Origin of the sequence: Brevundimonas sp. G8, assembly GCF_902506205.1 — a bacterium.
In the GTDB taxonomy this organism is placed as follows: Bacteria; Pseudomonadota; Alphaproteobacteria; order Caulobacterales; family Caulobacteraceae; genus Brevundimonas.
Map to the genome: position 1 here is coordinate 2,253,232 of NZ_LR732816.1, position 18,863 is coordinate 2,272,094.

Sequence of the window (18,863 nt, forward strand, 5' to 3'; positions counted from 1 at the left end):
GAATGGGGAGGGAGAAGCTTTAGCCGCTTTCGCGAAGGATGCTGCTTCCGCTAGAACCTCGGAAACGTTCGCAGGAGCCAGCCCCATGACCCAGACCTATGACCTGATCGTCCGTGGCGGCGAGGTGGCCAATCATGCGGGGCGCGGCCTGGCCGACGTCGGGGTGATCGACGGCAAGATCGCCTTCATCGGCGACCTGTCCCAGGCCTCGGCCGGCGAGACCTTCGACGCGACGGGCCTGACGGTTCTGCCCGGCGTGATCGACACCCAGGTCCATTTCCGCGAGCCGGGGCTGGAGTGGAAGGAAGACCTGGAGACCGGGTCGCGCGCGGCAGCCCTGGGCGGCGTCGTCGCCGTGTTCGAGATGCCGAACACCAATCCCAACACCACCGACCCGGACACCATGGCAGACAAGCTGGCAAGGGCGAAGGACCGGATGTGGACCGACCACGCCTTCTACGTCGGCGGCACGCACGAGAACGCGGACTATCTGGGCGAGCTGGAGCGGTTGCCGGGCTGCTGCGGGGTCAAGGTCTTCATGGGCGCCTCGACCGGCGACCTGCTGATCGCCGACGACGAGGGGGTGAGGAAGGTCCTGTCGAACGTGCGCCGCCGCGCCACCTTCCATTCCGAGGACGAATACCGGCTGGTCGAGCGGCGGGGCCTGGCCCGCACCGGCGACTGGACCAGCCACCCCGTGGTCCGCGACGCCGAGAGCGCCATCCGCTCGACCCGACGCCTGGTCGGCCTGGCCCAGGAGACCGGCGCGCGCATCCATGTGCTGCACGTCACGACCCGGGACGAGATGGAATATCTGCGCTTGCACAAGGATGTCGCCACCGTCGAGATCACACCCCAGCACCTGACGCTGGTCGCGCCCGAGGCCTATGAGCGGCTGGGCAGCTACGCCCAGATGAACCCGCCGATCCGGTCGCAGGAGCATGTGGACGCCCTGTGGCTGTGGGGCATGCAGCAGGGCGTCGCCGACGTGCTGGGGTCCGACCACGCGCCGCATACCAAGGAAGAAAAGGCCAAACCCTATCCGGCCTCGCCGTCGGGGATGCCGGGGGTGCAGACCCTGGTGCCGCTGATGCTGACGCATGTGGCGAACGGGCGGTTGAGCCTGGAGCGGTTCATCGACCTGACCTCGGCGGGGGCGCAGCGGGTGTTCAGCACGGCCAACAAGGGGCGGATGGCCGTCAGCTATGACGCCGACCTGACCATCGTGGATCTCAAGGCCAAGAAGACCATCACGCATGACCAGCAGGCGACGCGCTGCGGCTGGACCCCGTTCGACGGCGTCGAAGCGACCGGCTGGCCGATGGCGACCATCGTGCGGGGCCGGGTGGTGATGCAGGACGGCGAACTGATCGGATCGGCGCACGGGCGGCCGGTGCGGTTCATGGAGACGCTGTGAGGTCGCTTCGCTCCGTTCTCCACCTCCACTCCGTCATCCTCGGGCTTGCCCCGAGGACCGGAAGGTCCGCCGCATTGCGTCGGCGGCGAACGCACAGCCCGATCCGCACCCGGTCCTCGGGTCAAGCCCGAGGATGACGGAAGTTGGTGGGAAGGCGCCGGGTGTGACGGTGGTGAGGGAACAGCTCGGCCTGATCGGCTTCGGCGCCTTCGGGCGGCTGACGGCGCGACATTTGTCGCCCTGGTTCGACATCCTCGCCCATGATCCGGCGGCGACGCCTGGAGTCGGGGACGGCGAGGGCGTCGCGACCGTGACCGACCTGGCGACCGCCGCCGCCTGTCCCACGGTGGTGCTGGCCGTGCCGGTCGAGGCGCTGGAGGCGACGCTGACCGCCATCCGCCCGCACCTGGCGCCCGCTGCCCTGGTCATCGACGTGGGCTCGGTGAAGGTGAAGCCGGCGCAGGCTATGGCCGACCTCCTGCCGCCCGGCGTGCGGATCGTCGGAACCCACCCGCTTTTCGGTCCGCAGAGCGGCAAGGACGGCATCGCCGGCCTGCGCATCGCCGTCTGCGAAGTGCGAGGCGGAAAGGACGCCCGCCGCGTCGCCGCCTTCTGCCGCCGGGCGCTGGGGCTGAAGGTCTTTTCAGTCAGTCCCGAGGATCACGACCGCGAGGCCGCCACCGTCCAGGGCCTGACCCATTTGATCGCCCGCGTCCTGATGGCCATGGAGCCCCTGCCGACGCGCATGACCACCGCCAGCTTCGACCGGCTGATGCAGGCCGTCGACATGGTCCGCCACGACAGCCCCGCCGTCTTCCGCGCCATCGAACGCGAAAACCCGTTTGCGGCCGAGGTGCGGGAGCGGTTCTTCGCCCTGGCGGATGAGGCGCGGGGGAGGTAGGCGTTGCAGATTAAGCGACCATCGGTATGGTCAAGCCATGGCTGCACTCATCAAACGAAATACGAAACGTGCGCTGATCGTCACAGCAGCTTTGATCATTGTCGGCTTACTGACATTAAGTCTTACGATCACACGTCCCCCAAGCCGCGATTTAGCCGATGAGATTGATCGGGCGCTTGAACAAGACCCGTGCATCGGCTCGGTCGAACGCTGGCCGTCGCGATACTATGGTTGGCGGCCAACTTCCTGGTTCTGGGCGAATGACATTCGAGGGTTGCTTTGGATGGTGAGCGGCCCTTGGCTTGGGTCCGATACCTCCAAAGTCAGTGTTCGTCTCTATCGAGGTGCATCGAATGAGGACTACCCTGCGGGGCGTCATTTGCTCCGTGCGGATCAGGATAAGTTTTCGCTCGATAGCTCAAAATTCCTATTCGCTTCTGGTCTATACGATGTGCGCGCACGCCAAGTGAGGGGTTGGACGTGCGGGACTAGTGACTACCCGGTCGTTGCTTCCATCACATCCCATTCGCGCGAATAAACGCCCCCACATCCTCCCCGACGCCCGGCGCGAGCGGCAACGCCGGATCGGCATAGGTGGCCATGTTGGCGGCGCGGTCGGCGGAGGCGGTCTTGAGGAGGTGGTTGACGCCGTCCCAGAGTTTCAGCGTGGCCTTGGGGTCGGCGGCGGCGAGGGCTTGGGCGTCCGTGACGCCGATCTGGAGGTCGGTGGTTCCCTGGCCGATGAAGACCGGGCCGTCGCAGGCGGCGAGCAGAGCGGCGGGGTCCAGCGGCAGCCACGAGATCAGATAGGGCTGGACCGAGGGGCGGAACAGGGCCGCAAGCGCGGGCGGCGTGTCGGCGACGGTGCGGCCGGCCTCAAGCTCGGACAGAACCGCAAAGGCTTGGGCCTTCAGCGGATCGGGCAGGCCGTTTTCCAACTGTTCGCGGATCACCACGCCCGCCGGGCGGCCGGCGCCGGCCAGCAGGATCAGGCCGCAAACCTTGTCGCCACCACCCTCGACCGCCTTCAGCGCGACAAGGGCGCCCTCGCTGTGGCCGATCAGCCAGGTGCAGGGAAGACCCGCGCGCGAGGCGGCCTCAGTCGCCCAGGCGCGGGCGTCGGCGGCATAGGCGTCGAAGCGCAGATCGGCCTCGGACGGCCCCGCCGCCGCGCTGGCGGCGATGCCGCGCTTGTCGATGCGGATGGTGGCGATGCCTTGTTCCGCCAGACCTTCGGCCAGCAGGCGATAGGTGGAGGCGGCGACGCCCAGCGGGCTGTTCCCATCCCGATCCGTCGGACCGGAGCCGGGCAGGATGACGGCGACGGCGGTGGGCGCGTCGGGCGCCAGCAGGGTTCCGTGCAGGGGCGCGGGAAGAGCGGGCAGGGCGATCTCGGTCGAGACGGGGCCGGCGAGCAGGGCGGCGGCGAGAAGCGCGGGGGTCAGCATCGACATGGCGGTCTCCTTGGCGGCGAGGTCAGAAGGGTTGGCGGTCGGGATCGGCGCGCCAGACGCGCCAGCTTTCGAAGACCGAGAGGGCTGTAACGACAACGACGGCGACGGTCAGGGCTGTGACGCCATAAGGCTGAGACGCGAAGGGCGAGGCGATCAGGCCGATCAGACCGACCAGGCTGAACAGCCGGCCGGCCAGCCGGTTGGAGCGATCCCAGGCCAGTCGGCTCTTGTAGTTCCAGGGCGTACGGACGCCGATCAGGGGATTGGGCGCGACCCGGCCAATGAAAGCGCCGGTGACCAGCAGGATCAGCGACAGGCCGCCCGTCATGACGGCGGGTCCGCTGTCGACGGTCGCGTGCCCCAGGCTGGCCCAGGCGATGGTCAGGCCGATGGCGGCGACGGTGAACAGGGTCAGCCCCTGGCCGATCCGCATCGAGCGACGACGCGAGGCGTCGCCTTGGGCTTCGGCGCGCAGAGCGGCCAGGCCCAGGCCGGCGGCGGTGATGAAACCGATCAGGGTCAGGCCGCCGAAGAAGGTCGCGAACTCGACCCGGTCGCCCCAGCGATCGACCTGCCAGTTCGCGTTCCAGTGCATCGGCATCGGCGTGGTTGGGCCGTTGAAGCCAATGTAGAGGGCGAAGGCCGCCTGGACGCTGAAGACGGCGACGGTCAGATAGTCCAGCAGAGACAGGCGGTCCTTCATCGACGGGGCTCCTTTTGCGCGTGGGGCAGGGCTTCGGTCGCTTCGCCGGTTCCGACGATGTCCATCAGGAAGGCCATGGCCTCCTCGACCGCCGAGATTTCCAGCCGATAGCGGATGGTCTGGCCCTCGCGCTCGGGACTGACCAGGCCGGCCTCCTTTAGGCCGTTGAGGTGGCCTGTGATGGTGGGCCAGCTCATGTCGAAGGCAGCGGCGATGTCGCCGGACGCCAGCGGACCGGCGCGCAGCATGGCGATGATACGACGACGCACCGGATGCGACAGAGCCTTGAATAGGGTGTTCATAGGGATATCCCTAATTAGGAGCATGGCTAAATGCAAGGTGGTATGCGGCGAAATCACGCCCGCCTCGATCCGCCGGCGCCATTGCAACTCTGTCGCAAACCCGCGTATGAGGCGCGATCTTCTGCACTTGAGAATATGTTGCAAACTATGGTTCGCTCTACCCGTCATTTCGTCTGCGCCGCCAGCCTTCTGGCTCTGACTGCGGCCACGCCGGCCTTGGCTCAGCAGGCGACGGAGCTGGGCGAGATCGTAGTGACGGGGTCGCAGGTGCGGTTGCCCGCGCCGGCGGCGGGCGGACAGGTGGCGCGCGGCGGTCGGGTCGGCCTGCTTGGAAACCTGGGCGTGATGGATACGCCGTTCTCGACCAGCAGCTATACCGAAGAGCTGATCCGCAATCAGCAGGCGCGCAGCGTGTCGGAGGTGTTGCAAAACGATCCGTCGGTCCGGGTGTCCAAGGGATTCGGCAATTTCCAGGAGCTGTATGTCATCCGTGGCTTCCCGGTCTTCTCGGACGACATGACCTATAATGGTCTGTACGGCGTGCTGCCGCGTCAGTTCGTGGCGGCGGAACTGCTGGAGCGGGTCGAGGTCTTCCGTGGCGCGACCGCCTTCCTGAACGGCGCTGCGCCGGGCGGCAGCGGCGTGGGCGGGGCGGTGAACCTGGTGCCCAAGCGTGCGGGCGAGGCGCCCCTGACGCGGCTGACGGCGGGTTGGGAAGGGCGCGACGAGATCTACGCCGCCGCCGACGTGTCGCGTCGCTTTGGTCAGGACGACGCCTGGGGCCTGCGCCTGAATGTCGCCAGCCGCGATGGCGAGAGCGCGGTCGAGCACGAGCAGCGCGAGATGCGCGTCGTCGGCCTGGGGCTGGATCACCGCGGCGACCGCGCCCGGTTCTCGGCCGATCTGGGCTGGCAGTCGAACCGGCTGGACGATCCGCGTCCGCAGGTGACGCCGAACGGCGCCATCCCGACACCGCCCTCGGCGGACAGGAACTTCGCCCAGCCGTGGACCTATACGGACGAGGAACAGCTGTTCGGCGCGGTCCGGGGCGAGTTCGACGTGACCGACACCGTGTCCGTCTGGGCCGCATTCGGCGCGCGCGACGGCAAGGAACGCAACAGCCTGGCCAATCCGCGAGCAAATGCGGATGGCACGCTGAGCGGCAGCCGGTTCGACAACGGACGTCGCGATCAGGTCTTCTCGGCGGATGTCGGCGTGCGAGCGGACTTCGACACGGGGCCGGTCGGGCACCGGCTGGTGGCCTCGGCCGCCCAGGTGCAATCGCGCGAGAAGAACGCCTTCGCCTTCTCCAGCGGCTATGCGGCCGGCACGCTGAACGATCCGCTGTATGTGCCAGCCCCGGCGGTCGCCGGTTCTGGCTCGCTAACCGATCCGGGCATCGTAGGGCGGGTCAAGACGACCAGCTTCGCCGTCGCCGACATGCTGTCCTTCCTGGACGACCGGCTGATCGCCACGGTCGGCGCGCGGTATCAGGAGATCGACACTCGGTCGTATGACTACAACACAAACGTCAGGAACGGCGGCTATGCCAGCGACGCGGTCACGCCGGTCTTCGCCGTGGTCTATCGACCGATCGACGCGGTGTCGCTTTACGCCAACTATTCCGAGGCCCTGATCCCCGGCAAGACGGCGCCGACGGTGATCAATGGCGCCCCGGTGTCGAATGCGGGCGAGGTGCTGGAGCCGTTCCGAGGTGAACAGGCCGAAGTCGGGGTCAAATATGACGGCGGATCGTTCGGCGGCACGCTGAGCGTCTTCCGCACGACCCTGCCTAGCGAGTTGTTTGACGGCACGACCTATTCGGCCGGCGGCGAACAGGAGAACCGGGGCGTCGAGCTGTCGGTCTTCGGCGAGCCCGTCCAGGGTCTGCGCGTCCTGGGCGGCGCGACCTGGCTGGATGCGGAGATCACGCGTGCGCTGGATGCCTCGCTGGACGGCAAGTCCGCCATCGGCGTGCCGGACTTCCAGGCCAATCTGAATGTCGAATGGGATGTGCGCGCCATCGATGGCCTCACGCTGGAAGGCCGGGTCGTTCATACCGGATCGCAGCCGGCGAACGGCGCCAATACGGTGGAACTGGAAAGCTGGACGCGGTTCGATGCGGGCGTTCGCTACGCCTTTGTCGCGGGCGACAAGCCGGTGACGCTGCGCGCGCGGGTCGAGAATGTCGCGGACGAGGATCAGTGGGTCGCGGTCGGTGGTTTTCCGGGATCGAACTATCTGACGCTGGGCGCGCCGCGCACGTTCCGCCTGTCGGTCTCGACCGAGTTCTGATCCGCGCCGGCTGATGCACGCCCGAACCATCCGCGCCTGGTCCTGGACGCACAAGTGGTCGAGCCTAATCTCGACCCTGTTCCTGCTGATGCTGTGCATCACCGGCCTGCCGCTGGTGTTCAGCCATGAGCTGAACGAAGTGCTGCTGCACGAACCGTGGGAGCCGAAGAACACCTACGGCCGATTGCTGACCCTGGACGAGGTTCTGGCGGCCGGCCTGGCGCGACATCCGGGCGAGGTTCCGGCCTTCATGAGCTTCGACGAGGACCGGCCGGTGGTGAATGTCACCAGCCGCGGGCCTGACGCCCCGGCGGGAAAATACAGTTTCGAACCCATCGACCGGACCAGCGGCGAGGTGGCGCCTCTGGTCGCCGGCCATCCGGTGATGGAGTTCCTGCTACAGCTTCACACCGACATGTTCCTGGGCCTGCCGGGAATGCTGTTCCTGGGCGCGATGGGCCTGCTGCTGGTCGTGGCGGTGGTGTCGGGGGTGGTGCTGTATGCTCCCTTTATGCGGCGGCTGCCGTTCGGCACGGTGCGGGTGAAGAAGGCCGCGCGGACGCGGTGGTTGGACTATCACAACCTGCTGGGCGTGGTGACCGTGGCCTGGCTGCTGGTGGTCGGGGTGACGGGCGTGGTCAACACCCTGGCGACGCCGATCCTGGCCTATTGGAAGGATACGGCGCTGAAGGAGCTGACGGTCGCCTATGACGCCCCGGCGCCGGCGGGCCAGAGAGCCTCGCTGGACGCGGCGGTGGAGCGGGCCAAGGCGGCTCTGCCGGGGATGCAGCTACAGTTCGTGGCGTTTCCAGGAACCGACTATTCGACCGATCATCACTATGCCGTCTTCTTCCACGGCGACACGCCGCTGACGACGCACATGACCACGCCGGCCCTGATCGATGCGCGGACAGGAGAACTGGCGGCGGTGGCGCAGATGCCCTGGTACGTGAAGACGCTGTCGCTGTCGCAGCCGCTGCATTTCGGAGACTATGGCGGGCTGGCGCTGAAGATCCTGTGGGCGCTGCTGGACATCGCCACCATCGTGATCCTGGGATCGGGTCTCTACCTGTGGCTGGGCAAGGGGAGGCGGAAGTCGTGAGCCGCCATCATCACAATCGCAAGGACCTGAGCCTGTGGGGCATCTTCCGCGTGCCTGTCGTTCTGTTCGGCCTCAGTCTGATCGGCCTGATCGGCGCGCTGTTGCAGGACGGAGCTTGGGACGGGGTGTTCTCGGCCCTGCTGGCCTCGACCGTCGTCGTGACGGCCTGGGCGCTTATCCGATCGAGAAGCTGACGCCGCAGCCGCAGCTGGAAGCGGCGTTGGGGTTCCTGACGACGAACTGGGCGCCGGCCAGCTCATCGACGTAGGCGATCTCGGAGTTTTTCAGGAACGGGACCGAGACGGGGTCGATCAGGGCGGCCTGGCCGTCGGCCTGGATGCGCAGGTCGTCGTCCTCGGCGGTCTCGACCAGTTCGAACCGATACTGGAAGCCCGAACAGCCGCCGCCGTCCACCGCAACGCGCAGCATCAGGGTCTTGCCCTCGACCGCGCCCAGCTTGGCCAGGCGCTTGGCGGCGCTGGCGGCCAGGACGATGCCCTCCGGCGCGCGCGTGGCGACGCTGAAGGCGGGTGTGGACGGTTCTGTGGATTGGACGGTGGTCACGGCTGTCTATATGAGGCGCGCAAGGGCGTTCGCAAAGGCCCCGCCGCTTCAAAGTTGATGACTTGAGCCACACAGACCTCGCCACCTACGCCGAACGCGCCGACCTGACCCTGGGCCGCCGCGTTCCCGAGCCGGCCAGCCGCACGCGGACGGCCTTTGCACGCGACCGCGACCGGATCATCCATGCGACGGCGTTTCGGCGGCTGAAGGAGAAGACCCAAGTCTTCGTGGCGCACGAGGGCGATCATTATCGCACCCGGCTGACTCATTCGCTGGAGGTGGCGCAGATCGCGCGATCGCTGGCCCATGCGCTGAGGCTGGATGATGATCTGGCCGAGACCATCGCCCTGGCCCACGACCTGGGCCACCCGCCCTTCGCCCACGCGGGCGAGGACGAGCTGGTGGTGCAGATGGCCGGGCACGGCGGCTTCGACCACAATGTCCAGAGCTTCCGGGTCGTGACCGAGCTGGAGAACCGGTATCCGCAGTTCGACGGGCTGAACCTGAGCTGGGAGACGGTCGAGGGGGTCATCAAGCACAATGGACCGGTGTCGCACCGGCTGGACGAACCCGCCTGGTCGGTGGTGCGGCCGTACCGGACGGGCGGGGAGGCGGGCTGGGACCTGCGTCTGGGCACGTTCGCCTCGCTGGAGGCCCAGTGCGCGGCCGTCGCCGACGACATCGCCTATAACAATCACGATGTGGACGACGGGGTGCAGGCGGGGTTGATCACCCTGCAGGACCTGGATCAGGTGCCGCTGATCGGGCCGATGCTGGCGCAGGTGCGCAGCGACTATCCCGATATCGACGACCGGATGCTGAGGATCGAGGCCGTGCGTCGGATGATCGGCGTCATGGTCGAGGACGTGCTGGCCGAGACGGCGCGGCGGCTGGAAGACGACCGGATCGTCACGACCGAGGACGTGCGCACGGCGAAACGGACGATGGTGGATTTCTCGTCTGAGATGCACGCCGACCTGGCCATCCTGAGGAAGTTCCTGTTCGAGCGGATGTATCGCCACTACCGGGTCAACCGCACGCGCAGCCAGGCGCGGCGGGTGCTGTCGCAACTGTTCGAGCTGTTCATGGCCGAGCCGGAGGTGATGCCGCCGGAATGGAGCACGCCCGCCCTGACCCGCGACCGGACGCAGCGGGCGCGGGCGGTCTGCGACTATATCGCCGGCATGACCGACCGTTACGCCATAGAAGTGCACCAGAAACTGTTCAGCCTCGACCTCGCCCTCGATCTGTGATTCGAAAGATGCACGCGGGGGCGTAGAGTGATCGTTCGGCGCGCCGATTCGCGCGCCTGACAGACGGCGGAGCGCGACCATGTCCTTTGAAGACGACAACAAGCCGGGCCGGGGCGCCTATACGCCCCCGACCGATGACGACCTGCCGTTCCGTCGCAATTCCTATGATCCGCGCAGCGGCCGCAATGTCGGCTCGGGCGGGGGCAAGGCGCCGCCGGTCACCCTGATCATCAGTGCGGTGGTCCTGCTGCTGCTGATCGTGGCCGTGATCTTCTTCTATCGCTCGGGCATGCGCGCCTCGACCGACGCGCCGCCCGCCGTGGGCCAGCCCGTAGGCGACATGAAGACCGCCCCGCCCATCGACGCCCAGCCGATCGATCCGGCGGCCGGCGTGCGCGTCTATCGCGACGAGGGCGAGACGACCGACGCGCCCGTGACCTTCACCCCGCCGCCCGAGACGCCCCAGCCGCGTCCGGCCGCGCCGCCGACCGCCGCCCCTACAGGCCAGGGTCTGCCGCCCGCCAAGGCCGCGACGCCCGCCGCGCCGACGCCGCGTCCGACGACCGCGCCGCCTGTCGCCGCTCCGGCGACCAAGGCTCCGGCCGCTGCGGGCGGATCGGCCTCGGTGCAGATCGGCGCCTTCTCCTCGACCGAGATCGCGGATCGCGAATACGCCGCCGTCGCCGGCCGGTTCGGGTCGTTCGCCTCCGGCGCCGAAAAGCGCGTGACCGAAGTGACCTCGTCCAGCGGTTCGACGCTGTACCGCACGGCCTTCTCGGGCTTGTCGCGCGAGCGGGCGGTCGCCTTCTGCAACGCGCTGAAGGCCGCCGGGCGGGACTGCATCGTTCGGTGACATCGGCCGCGATCTACGGCTGCGCCGGTCATCGGCTGACGGAGGACGAACGGGCCTTCTTCGCCGAGGCGCGGCCTTGGGGCTTCATCCTGTTCCGGCGCAACATCGACACGCCGGAGCAGGTGCGAGCGCTGACCGACGCGTTGCGGGCGTCGATTGGAGATCCTGAGGCGCCGATCCTGATCGACCAGGAGGGCGGTCGGGTCCAGCGGATGGGGCCGCCACACTGGCCCAAATATCCGCCGGGGAACGCCTATCTGAAGGCGACCGACGATCCGCTGGCGGCGCGCGAGCTGGCGCGGCTGGGCGCGCGGTTGATGGCGCACGACCTGCGCGAGGTCGGGATCAACGTCGACCTGCTGCCGGTGCTGGACGTGCCGGTGCCCGGCGCCCACGACATCGTCGGCGACCGCGCCTATGGTCAGGATCCGCAGACCGTGAGCCTGCTGGGGCGGGCGGCGGCGGAAGGGTTGCTGGCGGGCGGGGTGCTGCCCTGCATAAAACATATGCCAGGCCATGGCCGCGCCTTCGCCGACAGCCATGAGGACCTGCCGACGGTCCATGCCGATTTCGAGACCCTGGACGGCTGGGACTTCGCGCCGTTCAAGGCGATGTCGGACATGCCGTGGGCGATGACGGCGCATATCGTTTTCACCGCCATCGATCGGAAACGGCCGGCGACCCAGTCGAAGAAGGCCGTGAAGATGATGCGCGAGCATCTGGGCTTCTCCGGCCTGATCATGACCGACGACCTGTCGATGCAGGCGCTGAGCGGATCGCTGGGCGAGCGGGCGCATCTGTCGCTGAAGGCTGGCTGCGACGTGGTCCTGCACTGCAACGGCGACATGGCCGAGATGCAAGCGGTGGCCGAGGCGACCGGCAAGCTTAAGGGCAGGGCGAAGGCCCGGGCCGAGGCGGCGATGGCGCGGATCGTTCGCGTTCCCGAACCGCTGGATCCCGTGGCGGCCCATGCGCGGTTCTTCGAGGCCATGGGCGGCCGGCTGGATGTCGCCAAGGGGCCGGACGTGGGGGAGGCGCAGGCCTGATCCCGTATGAGCGAAGCTTTCCAGCCCAATCTTGATTTTACGGCCGTCGCCGAGGTCGAGGATCGCGAGGCGTTCGTGGTCGATCTGGACGGGTATGAGGGGCCGCTGCATGTGTTGTTGGCGTTGGCGCGGAACCAGAAGGTCGATCTGCTGAAGCTGTCGATCACCCAGTTGGCGGAACAGTATCTGGCCTTCGTGCATGAGGCGCGGCGTCGGAACTTCGCCCTGGCGGCGGACTACCTCGTGATGGCGTCGTGGCTGGCCTATCTGAAGTCGCGGCTGCTGTTGCCGCGCACCGAGAAAGACAAGGGCGAGGAGCCGCCGGCCGAGCAGATGGCCGCCGCCCTGGCCTTCCGCCTGCAGAAGCTGGAAGCCATGCGCCGGTCGGTCGAGCAGTTGATGGCCCGGCCGCAGTTGAAGCGCGACGTCTTCACGCGCGGCGACCCCGAGGCGACGGTGATCGTGCCGTCCGACCGGATCGACGCCAGCCTGTATGAACTGATGAGCGCCTATGTGGTGCAGCGGCGGCGCGAGGAGGCCAGGCGCTATGCGCCCGGCCAGCGGGTCGAGGCCTTTGCGTTGGAGGCCGCGCGCGACTGGCTGCGCGAGATCATGCCGAAGCTGGCCGACTGGACCCCGCTGGACCAGGTGGCGCCGCATCGCGAAGGCGAGCACGGACCCAGCCAAGCCAGCTTTACGGCCTCGACCCTGTCGGCCAGTCTGGAGCTGGTCAAGGAGGGGGCGATGGACATTCGACAGACGCAGGCGTTCGCCGAGCTGTTCCTGAAACGGCGCGGGCAGGGTCAGCCGCTGGAGCTGACGCCGTGAGCGACCTCGCTTTCCAACCCGACGAGGCCGAGATCGAGCGGCGGGTCGAAGCCCTGCTGTTCGCGGCCGCCGGGCCGCTGACCGCCGCCGAGATCGCCGCGCGCCTGCCCGAGAACTGCAATGTCGCGCGCGCCATATCGGGCCTGCGCGCCCGCTATGAGGGCCGCGGGGTGGAGCTGGAGTGCGTCGCCGACCGCTGGCGGTTCCGCACCGCGCCGGACCTGGCCTTCATGATGACGCAGGAGCGCGAGGAGCCGCGTCGCCTGTCCAAGGCCGCGCTGGAGACCCTGGCCATCATCGCCTACCACCAGCCCGTCACCCGCGCCGAGATCGAGAGCGTGCGCGGGGTGACCATCTCAAAGGGGACGCTGGACCTGTTGCTCGAGATGGGGTTCGTGCGGTTGCGGGGGCGCCGGCGCACGCCGGGGCGGCCCGTCACCTATGCGACCACGGATCGGTTCCTGGAGCATTTCGGCCTGGCGACCCTGTACGACCTGCCGGGCGTGCAGGAGATGAAGGCGGCGGGCCTGCTGGACCTGTCGCTGCCGGTCGGGTTCGAAGTCCCCGATCCCAGTCGCGCCTCGGAAGCCGACGACGAGGACGGCAGCCTGCCCATCGACGACGATGCGCCTGAGTTCGCCCAGGATTTCGTCGGCGAGACACGCTGACGTCGCGTCACGTTCACGCCGTCTTAGTCAGCGCCATCTAAGCTGGACTTTATGAGTGGCGTGACATCGAAGACGGGTTGGCGGGCGTGGAGCACGTTCAGGATCGCGGTGATCCTGATGTTGTCGTCGATCATCGGCATGGCGGGCGTTCTGGGCACGGTCAGCCAGGGCATCGATGCGCACCAGGCGCGCAAGGAAGAGGCGTTGGTCAAGTTGCGGCTGACGCGGGCGCTGGAAATCATCGGCGAGAACCTGACCACGGCCTCGGTCTGGGACGAGGCCGTCGATCACATGACGACCGGCGATGTGGCCTGGTACGATCGCACCATGGGCGCCTTCTACGCCGTCCAGCACAAACACCATTTCACCCTGGGCTATGACGCGACGGGTCGGCTGTTCCGCATCAGCACCGAGACCCGACCGGCCAGCGCCGAAGCCGGCGATCCATTCGCGCGCGCTGCCCGACCCTTGGTCGATCGGTTGCGCGCCGAGGCGTTGGCGCGTGATCGTTCGGATGCCGCTGTCCGCCTGAGGTCGGCCTTCGTGCGTGTTGACGACACCATCTATGTCCTGGGCGCCTCAACCGTAGTTCGCCACACGGAAACGGGAGCGACGCCGGCGTCTGATCCAGTGGTCGCGTCGTTCAAACCCTTCCTGAGTGAGTTGGACATACTCCGCACGCGGCTGGCGTTGACCGAAGTGCATTTCCAGCCCGGTGAGGCCGCGCCGCCCCAGGGCATGATCGGCGTCGATGTGCGCGACGCTGGCAGCGCCCTTTTGGGCCGCGTTGTCTGGGCGCCGGAACGGCCGGGCTATCAGATCCTGACGCGGGCCGGGCCGCTGCTGCTGCTGCTGATGGTCGTGCTGATCGTCGGCACGGCGTTCCTGTTCTGGAACACGACCGCCGATGTGCGCCGTCTACGGGCGTCCGAAGTCGCCCTGTCGGCAGCGTTGGAGCGGGCCGAGGCGGCGAACCAGGCCAAGACGCGGTTCCTGTCGAACGTCAGCCACGAACTGCGCACGCCGCTGAACGGGGTGCTGGGCATGGCCGAGGTGATCGGGGCGGACCTGGTCACGCCGCAGCAGCGCGACAGGCTGGAAATCCTGAAGGCGTCGGGGCGTCAGCAGCTGAGGCTGGTTGAGGAGTTGCTGGACGTGGTGCGGCTGCGCGACGGGGCGGTGACGCTGGAGGAACGGCCGTTCCGGCCTGACAATCTGCTGCGACGTGTCGCCAATGATCTCAGCGGCGCGGCGCAGGCCAAGGGCTTGAAGATCGACGTCGAGGCCGCCGAGGGCGAATGGCTGGGCGATCCGGTCCATGTCGAGAAGCTGATGGCGGCGCTGAGCGACAACGCCGTGCGCTTCACCCGGACGGGCCAGGTCATCCTGAGGGCCGTCGCTGGCGATCAACTGGTGCTGGAGGTGGAAGATACCGGCCCCGGCATGGAGCCAGAGGCGGCGACGCGCCTTTTCGACGCCTTCACCCAGGGCGACGAGAGCAGCACGCGCACCGCCGAGGGCCTGGGGCTGGGCCTGACGGCGGCGCACGGCCTGGCCGCGTTGATGGGCGGCAGGATCGAGGTCGTGACCGAACCCGGCGTCGGCAGCACTTTCCGTGTCGCCCTGCCGCTGGAAGCCGTGGTTTAGGCCGTCAGCAGGCGCGGCAGTTTGAAGGTCACGGTCTCGCGTGCGCCGCCGTCCTCGGTCACCGTGGCGTCGAATCGCGCGCGGATGGCGTCCACCAGAGCCTCGATCAAAGGCTCGGGCGCAGAGGCGCCGGCGGTGACGCCGACCGTCTGGACCCCTTCGAACCAAGACCAGTCCACCTGAGACGCATCGTCCACGAGATAGGAAGCGCCGGCGCCGGCGCGCATCGCCACCTCGACCAGCCGGACCGAGTTGGACGAGTTCTTGGACCCGACCACCAGCACCAGCTCGCAGCCCTCGCCCAGCACCTTGACCGCGTCCTGGCGGTTGGTGGTGGCGTAGCAGATGTCTTCCTTGTGCGGATCGGGCAGTTCGGGGAAGCGGCGCTTCAGCACCTTGAGGATACCGGCGGTGTCGTCGACCGACAGGGTGGTCTGGGTCGCATAGGCCAGGGGGGCGTCGCCGGGGCGTTGGAACGATTCGGCGTCGGCCTCGGTCTCGACCAGGCTGATGGCGCCCTGCGGCAACTGACCCATGGTGCCGATCACCTCGGGGTGGCCCGCATGGCCGATCAGGATGATGTGCTTGCCAGCGGCATGGTGACGCTCGGCCTCGACATGGACCTTGGACACCAGGGGGCAGGTGGCGTCCAGGAACACCAGCTCGCGCGCCCGGGCGGTGGCGGGCACCGACTTGGGCACCCCGTGGGCCGAGAAGACGACCGGCCGATCGTCGGGGCATTCGTCCAGTTCCTTGACGAACACCGCGCCCATGGCCTTCAGCCGCTCGACGACATGGCGGTTATGGACGATTTCGTGGCGCACATAGACGGGCGCGCCGAACTTCTCGATGGCGCGCTCGACGATCTGGATCGCCCGGTCCACCCCGGCGCAAAAGCCGCGCGGCGTCGCCAACCGCACCGAAATCGGGCGAAGCGGAGCGGCGGGGGGAGGAACATGCGCATTCATGGCCGTGAACCTAGTCGTTTGCGGCGCCGATCGCCATCTGACCCGTGTCGCGAGGGGCGGGATTCTGTCGCCGTGAACAGCGGCGCATCGTCACGGCTTGTCCACAGGCGACGAAAGTCTAGGCTCTACAACGGTTTAGAGCGTGATCACGACGCCTTGACCTATGGGCCGCTCACGATTAGTTTCCGCGCCGAATTCAGACCCGTTCGGACGCACCGTCTGGACGCTGAGCGCACAGGTCCTATCCCCCATGCCGGAATCGCGCGAAGAGGCGATCAAACGCCTCCAAGACAGCGCATCCGCATTGGAGGCGCGGACTACGGCGGAGAAATCCGCCGAGCTGACCGGCCATCAGGTGTCGGGACAGGCCTACAAGATCATCGCCGAGCTTCTCGGCGGCGTCCTGGTGGGTCTGGCGTTCGGGGCGATCGCGGATTGGGTCCTTGGGATCCGTCCGTGGGGTTTGATCGGCGGGGTCCTTCTGGGCTTCGCCTTGTCGATTTACATGGCGCGTCGCACAGCCAACCGGCTGATGGCGCAGGCCAAGGCGTTGGGAACGTCGGCTCCGGCCGAACCCTACGTCGAGGCCGACGAAGACGGGGAACGATAGGGCTTCATGGCCGATCCGATTCATCAGTTTCAGATTCAGAAGGTCATCGACCTTCCTGACGTGACCCTGCCTGTGCTGGGCACGGTCGATCTGGCGATCACCAACTCGCACATCGCCATGACGGCGGCCTTCGTCGTGATCGTCGGCTTCCTGGCCGCCGTGACGTCGAACGCCAAGATCGTGCCGGGCCGACTGCAGTCGGCGGGCGAGGGCATGTTCGGCCTGATCGACAACCTGGCCGATTCCATCATCGGTCACGAAGGCCGCAAGTATTTCCCGTTCGTCTTCACCCTGTTCATGCTGATCCTGGGCATGAACATCCTGGGTCTGTTCCTGACCTTCACGGCGACCTCGCAGCTGGCCATCACGGTCACCTTCGCCCTGATCACCTTCGGCCTGGTCCTGGTCGTCGGCTTCGCCAAGAACGGCCTGGGCTTCTTCAAGCTGTTCTGGCCCATGGGCGCGCCGCTGGCGCTGCGCCCGGTCGTCGGCCTGATCGAGTTCGTCTCCTTCCTGCTCCGCCCGGTCACTCTGGCGCTTCGTCTGTTCGGCAACATGCTGGGCGGTCACGTCGCGCTGAAGATCTTCGCCGGCTTCGTGGTGTCGCTGGGCCTTCTGGGCATGAGCGGCGGCATCGGTCTGCTGGCCTTCCCGGTCGCGGCCCTGTCGCTGGGCATGGTCGTCGCCCTGACCGCGCTGGAGTTTCTCGTGGCCTTCCTCCAGGCCTTCGTCTTCGCCGTTCTGGCCTGCATCTATCTGAATGATGTGGTCAACCTGGACCACGCCCACTAAGGGCCGGACCAGTCTCTTCACCCCAACCACCAACGACTTTAATCTAGGAATACAATCATGGACGCTGAAGCCGCAAAATACATCGGCGCCGGCCTTGCCACCCTCGGCATGATCGGTTCGGCTCTGGGCGTGGGCAACATCTTCGGTCAGTTCCTGGCCGGCGCCCTGCGCAACCCGTCTGCTGCCGCCGGCCAAGTCGGCAACCTGTTCGTGGGCGCCGCCCTTGCCGAAGCCCTGGGCATCTTGGCCTTCGTGCTCGGCATCCTGATGATCTTCGGCTGATATCAGCCGATTACGGCGCGCGGGGTTCGCCCGCGCGCCGCTTCATCTGATCCTGCAGTAGACGGTTCATGGCCAGCACCCACACCATCGACGCGGTCCCGCCTTCGGTCGAAGCGGACCTGCACGCCGAGACGGCGACCACCGCCGAGCACGGCTCGGGCGGCCTGCCGCAATTCCAGTTCGAGCACTGGGCGGGCCAGATCGGCTATCTGCTGATCCTGTTCGTCGTCCTGTATCTGCTGGTCTCCAAGGTCTTCGCGCCGCGCCTTCGCAAGGTGATGGACGAACGGGCCGACACCATTTCCACCGCCGTCGCCACCGCGCGTCAGGTCCAGGCCGAGGCCGCCGAACAGGCAGCCCTCGCTCAGGCCGAAGTCGCCAAGGCGCGCGCCGACGCCCGTTCAATGGCCGCCGCCGCCAAGGCTCGCGTGACCGAGGACGCCAACGCCCGCCAGGCCGCGGAAGAAGCGATCGTCAACGCCCGCATCGCCGAGGCCGAGGCCTCGATCGGCAAGACGCGCGACGCCGCCATGGCCAATGTCTCCACCATCGCCTCCGACACGACCGCCGCCATGGTCGAGCGTCTGACCGGCAAGGCCGCCACCGCAGCCGAGCTGGCCGCCGTCAAGGGAGCCGCCTGATGAACCTGATCTTCGAACACGGCATCTGGAGCTTCGCCAATGCGGAGATCTGGGTCGGGATCGGCCTGATCCTGTTCTTCGGCATCCTGGTCGCCGCCGGCGTGCCCAGGATCGCCGCCAAGGCCCTGGACGCCAAGGCCGCCAAGATCCAGGCGGACCTGGACGAGGCTGCTCGCCTGCGCGCCGAGGCCGAAGCCCTGCTGGCCCAGATCCGCAAGGAGAAGGCCGAGGCCGAGGCGCAGGCTGCCGAGATGATGGCCCAGGCGGAAGCCGACGCCCGTCGTCTGGAAGTCGAGACCAAGGCCAAGCTGGAAGAGACCCTGGCCCGTCGTCAGAAGATGGCCGAGACCCGCATCGCCCAGGCCGAGGCCCAGGCCTCGGCCGAGGTGAAGGCGGCCGCTGCAGATTTGGCCGCCAAGACCGCCGAACAGATCCTGACCGCCCGCATCGCCAGCGGCGCCAAGGATCCGCTGCTGGACAGCGCCATCGCCCAGATCGGCGATCGCCTGAACTGATCGGCGTGACGCTGAATAAAAC

The 18,863-nt window shown here is 67.6% G+C and carries 19 protein-coding genes and 2 pseudogenes; 16 read left to right on the forward strand and 5 right to left on the reverse strand.

Going from position 1 to position 18,863, the window contains the following annotated elements:
• The first annotated feature begins 85 nt into the window (after positions 1 to 85).
• Positions 86 to 1,417, forward strand: a complete 1,332-nt coding sequence (locus tag CHRYSEO8AT_RS10945; protein ID WP_159849936.1) for a dihydroorotase — start codon at positions 86 to 88, stop codon at positions 1,415 to 1,417.
• A 133-nt stretch (positions 1,418 to 1,550) separates the two neighbouring features.
• A complete protein-coding gene (locus CHRYSEO8AT_RS10950) occupies positions 1,551 to 2,318 on the forward strand; it encodes a prephenate dehydrogenase/arogenate dehydrogenase family protein (RefSeq protein WP_159849938.1) in 768 nt (255 codons plus the stop codon).
• 515 nt (positions 2,319 to 2,833) lie between these two features.
• On the opposite strand, the gene CHRYSEO8AT_RS10955 is transcribed toward CHRYSEO8AT_RS10950, so the two are convergent.
• Genes CHRYSEO8AT_RS10955 through CHRYSEO8AT_RS10965 form a run of 3 tightly spaced genes read right to left on the reverse strand, consistent with a single transcriptional unit; the run spans position 2,834 to position 4,777 of the window.
• Positions 2,834 to 3,772 (reverse strand): alpha/beta hydrolase, encoded by a 939-nt coding sequence (locus CHRYSEO8AT_RS10955; RefSeq protein WP_159849940.1) that lies wholly within the window; start codon positions 3,770 to 3,772, stop codon positions 2,834 to 2,836.
• A 22-nt stretch (positions 3,773 to 3,794) separates the two neighbouring features.
• Positions 3,795 to 4,475, reverse strand: a complete 681-nt coding sequence (locus tag CHRYSEO8AT_RS10960; protein WP_159849942.1) for an SdpI family protein — start codon at positions 4,473 to 4,475, stop codon at positions 3,795 to 3,797.
• Positions 4,472 to 4,777, reverse strand: a complete 306-nt coding sequence (locus CHRYSEO8AT_RS10965) for a metalloregulator ArsR/SmtB family transcription factor (protein WP_159849944.1) — start codon at positions 4,775 to 4,777, stop codon at positions 4,472 to 4,474. Before CHRYSEO8AT_RS10965 ends, CHRYSEO8AT_RS10960 begins: the two co-directional genes overlap by 4 nt.
• Before the next feature lie 345 nt (positions 4,778 to 5,122).
• On the opposite strand from CHRYSEO8AT_RS10965, the pseudogene CHRYSEO8AT_RS10970 reads away from it, so the two are divergent.
• The 3 genes and pseudogenes from CHRYSEO8AT_RS10970 to CHRYSEO8AT_RS10980 all read left to right on the forward strand — a co-directional run.
• Positions 5,123 to 7,009 (forward strand): annotated as a pseudogene (locus CHRYSEO8AT_RS10970) (TonB-dependent receptor); the annotation flags it as partial.
• Positions 6,982 to 8,174: pseudogene (locus CHRYSEO8AT_RS10975) on the forward strand (PepSY-associated TM helix domain-containing protein). The pseudogenes CHRYSEO8AT_RS10970 and CHRYSEO8AT_RS10975, both read left to right, overlap by 28 nt.
• Complete coding sequence (locus tag CHRYSEO8AT_RS10980) at positions 8,171 to 8,368, forward strand: hypothetical protein (RefSeq protein WP_201304413.1); 198 nt, start codon at positions 8,171 to 8,173, stop codon at positions 8,366 to 8,368. Before CHRYSEO8AT_RS10975 ends, CHRYSEO8AT_RS10980 begins: the two are co-directional and overlap by 4 nt.
• On the opposite strand, the gene erpA is transcribed toward CHRYSEO8AT_RS10980, so the two are convergent.
• Positions 8,349 to 8,669, reverse strand: a complete 321-nt coding sequence (gene erpA / locus CHRYSEO8AT_RS10985) for an iron-sulfur cluster insertion protein ErpA (protein ID WP_370514254.1) — start codon at positions 8,667 to 8,669, stop codon at positions 8,349 to 8,351. The genes CHRYSEO8AT_RS10980 and erpA overlap by 20 nt on opposite strands.
• A gap of 131 nt (positions 8,670 to 8,800) precedes the next feature.
• On the opposite strand from erpA, the gene CHRYSEO8AT_RS10990 reads away from it, so the two are divergent.
• The 6 genes from CHRYSEO8AT_RS10990 (at position 8,801) to CHRYSEO8AT_RS11015 (ending at position 15,033) form a co-directional block, all read left to right on the forward strand.
• Positions 8,801 to 9,991 carry a deoxyguanosinetriphosphate triphosphohydrolase gene (locus CHRYSEO8AT_RS10990; protein ID WP_159849954.1) on the forward strand — a complete coding sequence of 397 codons (1,191 nt, stop codon included), beginning with the start codon at positions 8,801 to 8,803 and terminating at the stop codon, positions 9,989 to 9,991.
• A gap of 79 nt (positions 9,992 to 10,070) precedes the next feature.
• A complete protein-coding gene (locus tag CHRYSEO8AT_RS10995) occupies positions 10,071 to 10,844 on the forward strand; it encodes an SPOR domain-containing protein (RefSeq protein WP_159849956.1) in 774 nt (257 codons plus the stop codon).
• Positions 10,841 to 11,890: a beta-N-acetylhexosaminidase gene (gene nagZ / locus CHRYSEO8AT_RS11000; protein ID WP_159849958.1), complete on the forward strand. Its 1,050-nt coding sequence runs from the start codon at positions 10,841 to 10,843 to the stop codon at positions 11,888 to 11,890. The genes CHRYSEO8AT_RS10995 and nagZ overlap by 4 nt, the downstream gene beginning before the upstream one ends.
• 6 nt (positions 11,891 to 11,896) lie before the next feature.
• Complete coding sequence (locus CHRYSEO8AT_RS11005) at positions 11,897 to 12,718, forward strand: ScpA family protein (RefSeq protein WP_159849960.1); 822 nt, start codon at positions 11,897 to 11,899, stop codon at positions 12,716 to 12,718.
• Positions 12,715 to 13,386, forward strand: a complete 672-nt coding sequence (gene scpB / locus CHRYSEO8AT_RS11010) for an SMC-Scp complex subunit ScpB (protein WP_159849962.1) — start codon at positions 12,715 to 12,717, stop codon at positions 13,384 to 13,386. Before CHRYSEO8AT_RS11005 ends, scpB begins: the two co-directional genes overlap by 4 nt.
• A 117-nt stretch (positions 13,387 to 13,503) precedes the next feature.
• Positions 13,504 to 15,033 carry an ATP-binding protein gene (locus tag CHRYSEO8AT_RS11015; RefSeq protein ID WP_236547614.1) on the forward strand — a complete coding sequence of 510 codons (1,530 nt, stop codon included), beginning with the start codon at positions 13,504 to 13,506 and terminating at the stop codon, positions 15,031 to 15,033.
• Here the strand turns inward: CHRYSEO8AT_RS11015 and ispH are convergent.
• Complete coding sequence (gene ispH, locus CHRYSEO8AT_RS11020) at positions 15,030 to 16,001, reverse strand: 4-hydroxy-3-methylbut-2-enyl diphosphate reductase (protein WP_159849966.1); 972 nt, start codon at positions 15,999 to 16,001, stop codon at positions 15,030 to 15,032. The genes CHRYSEO8AT_RS11015 and ispH overlap by 4 nt on opposite strands.
• A 250-nt stretch (positions 16,002 to 16,251) precedes the next feature.
• On the opposite strand from ispH, the gene CHRYSEO8AT_RS11025 reads away from it, so the two are divergent.
• The 5 genes from CHRYSEO8AT_RS11025 (at position 16,252) to CHRYSEO8AT_RS11045 (ending at position 18,841) form a co-directional block, all read left to right on the forward strand.
• Entirely contained in the window at positions 16,252 to 16,611 is a 360-nt protein-coding gene (locus CHRYSEO8AT_RS11025; RefSeq protein ID WP_135195075.1) for an AtpZ/AtpI family protein, read from the forward strand.
• Between the two features lie 6 nt (positions 16,612 to 16,617).
• The gene (locus CHRYSEO8AT_RS11030; RefSeq protein WP_159849968.1) at positions 16,618 to 17,403 is read left to right on the forward strand and encodes a F0F1 ATP synthase subunit A; all 786 of its coding nucleotides are present in this window, start codon (positions 16,618 to 16,620) and stop codon (positions 17,401 to 17,403) included.
• 57 nt (positions 17,404 to 17,460) lie between these two features.
• Positions 17,461 to 17,685, forward strand: a complete 225-nt coding sequence (locus CHRYSEO8AT_RS11035; protein ID WP_008261286.1) for a F0F1 ATP synthase subunit C — start codon at positions 17,461 to 17,463, stop codon at positions 17,683 to 17,685.
• A gap of 68 nt (positions 17,686 to 17,753) precedes the next feature.
• Positions 17,754 to 18,326: a hypothetical protein gene (locus CHRYSEO8AT_RS11040; protein WP_159849971.1), complete on the forward strand. Its 573-nt coding sequence runs from the start codon at positions 17,754 to 17,756 to the stop codon at positions 18,324 to 18,326.
• Entirely contained in the window at positions 18,326 to 18,841 is a 516-nt protein-coding gene (locus CHRYSEO8AT_RS11045; RefSeq protein ID WP_159849973.1) for a F0F1 ATP synthase subunit B, read from the forward strand. Before CHRYSEO8AT_RS11040 ends, CHRYSEO8AT_RS11045 begins: the two co-directional genes overlap by 1 nt.
• Positions 18,842 to 18,863: the final 22 nt, after the last annotated feature.

Excerpts from the sequence above, each read along its gene's own strand:
- CHRYSEO8AT_RS10945 (WP_159849936.1), top strand. The coding sequence starts at position 86 with ATGACCCAGACCTATGACCTGATCGTCCGTGGCGGCGAGGTGGCCAAT.
- CHRYSEO8AT_RS10950 (WP_159849938.1), top strand. The coding sequence starts at position 1,551 with ATGACGGAAGTTGGTGGGAAGGCGCCGGGTGTGACGGTGGTGAGGGAA.
- CHRYSEO8AT_RS10955 (WP_159849940.1), bottom strand. The coding sequence starts at position 3,772 with ATGTCGATGCTGACCCCCGCGCTTCTCGCCGCCGCCCTGCTCGCCGGC.
- CHRYSEO8AT_RS10960 (WP_159849942.1), bottom strand. The coding sequence starts at position 4,475 with ATGAAGGACCGCCTGTCTCTGCTGGACTATCTGACCGTCGCCGTCTTC.
- CHRYSEO8AT_RS10965 (WP_159849944.1), bottom strand. The coding sequence starts at position 4,777 with ATGAACACCCTATTCAAGGCTCTGTCGCATCCGGTGCGTCGTCGTATC.
- CHRYSEO8AT_RS10995 (WP_159849956.1), top strand. The coding sequence starts at position 10,071 with ATGTCCTTTGAAGACGACAACAAGCCGGGCCGGGGCGCCTATACGCCC.
- CHRYSEO8AT_RS11005 (WP_159849960.1), top strand. The coding sequence starts at position 11,897 with ATGAGCGAAGCTTTCCAGCCCAATCTTGATTTTACGGCCGTCGCCGAG.
- CHRYSEO8AT_RS11015 (WP_236547614.1), top strand. The coding sequence starts at position 13,504 with ATGTTGTCGTCGATCATCGGCATGGCGGGCGTTCTGGGCACGGTCAGC.
- ispH (WP_159849966.1), bottom strand. The coding sequence starts at position 16,001 with ATGAATGCGCATGTTCCTCCCCCCGCCGCTCCGCTTCGCCCGATTTCG.
- CHRYSEO8AT_RS11025 (WP_135195075.1), top strand. The coding sequence starts at position 16,252 with ATGCCGGAATCGCGCGAAGAGGCGATCAAACGCCTCCAAGACAGCGCA.
- CHRYSEO8AT_RS11030 (WP_159849968.1), top strand. The coding sequence starts at position 16,618 with ATGGCCGATCCGATTCATCAGTTTCAGATTCAGAAGGTCATCGACCTT.
- CHRYSEO8AT_RS11035 (WP_008261286.1), top strand. The coding sequence starts at position 17,461 with ATGGACGCTGAAGCCGCAAAATACATCGGCGCCGGCCTTGCCACCCTC.
- CHRYSEO8AT_RS11040 (WP_159849971.1), top strand. The coding sequence starts at position 17,754 with ATGGCCAGCACCCACACCATCGACGCGGTCCCGCCTTCGGTCGAAGCG.
- CHRYSEO8AT_RS11045 (WP_159849973.1), top strand. The coding sequence starts at position 18,326 with ATGAACCTGATCTTCGAACACGGCATCTGGAGCTTCGCCAATGCGGAG.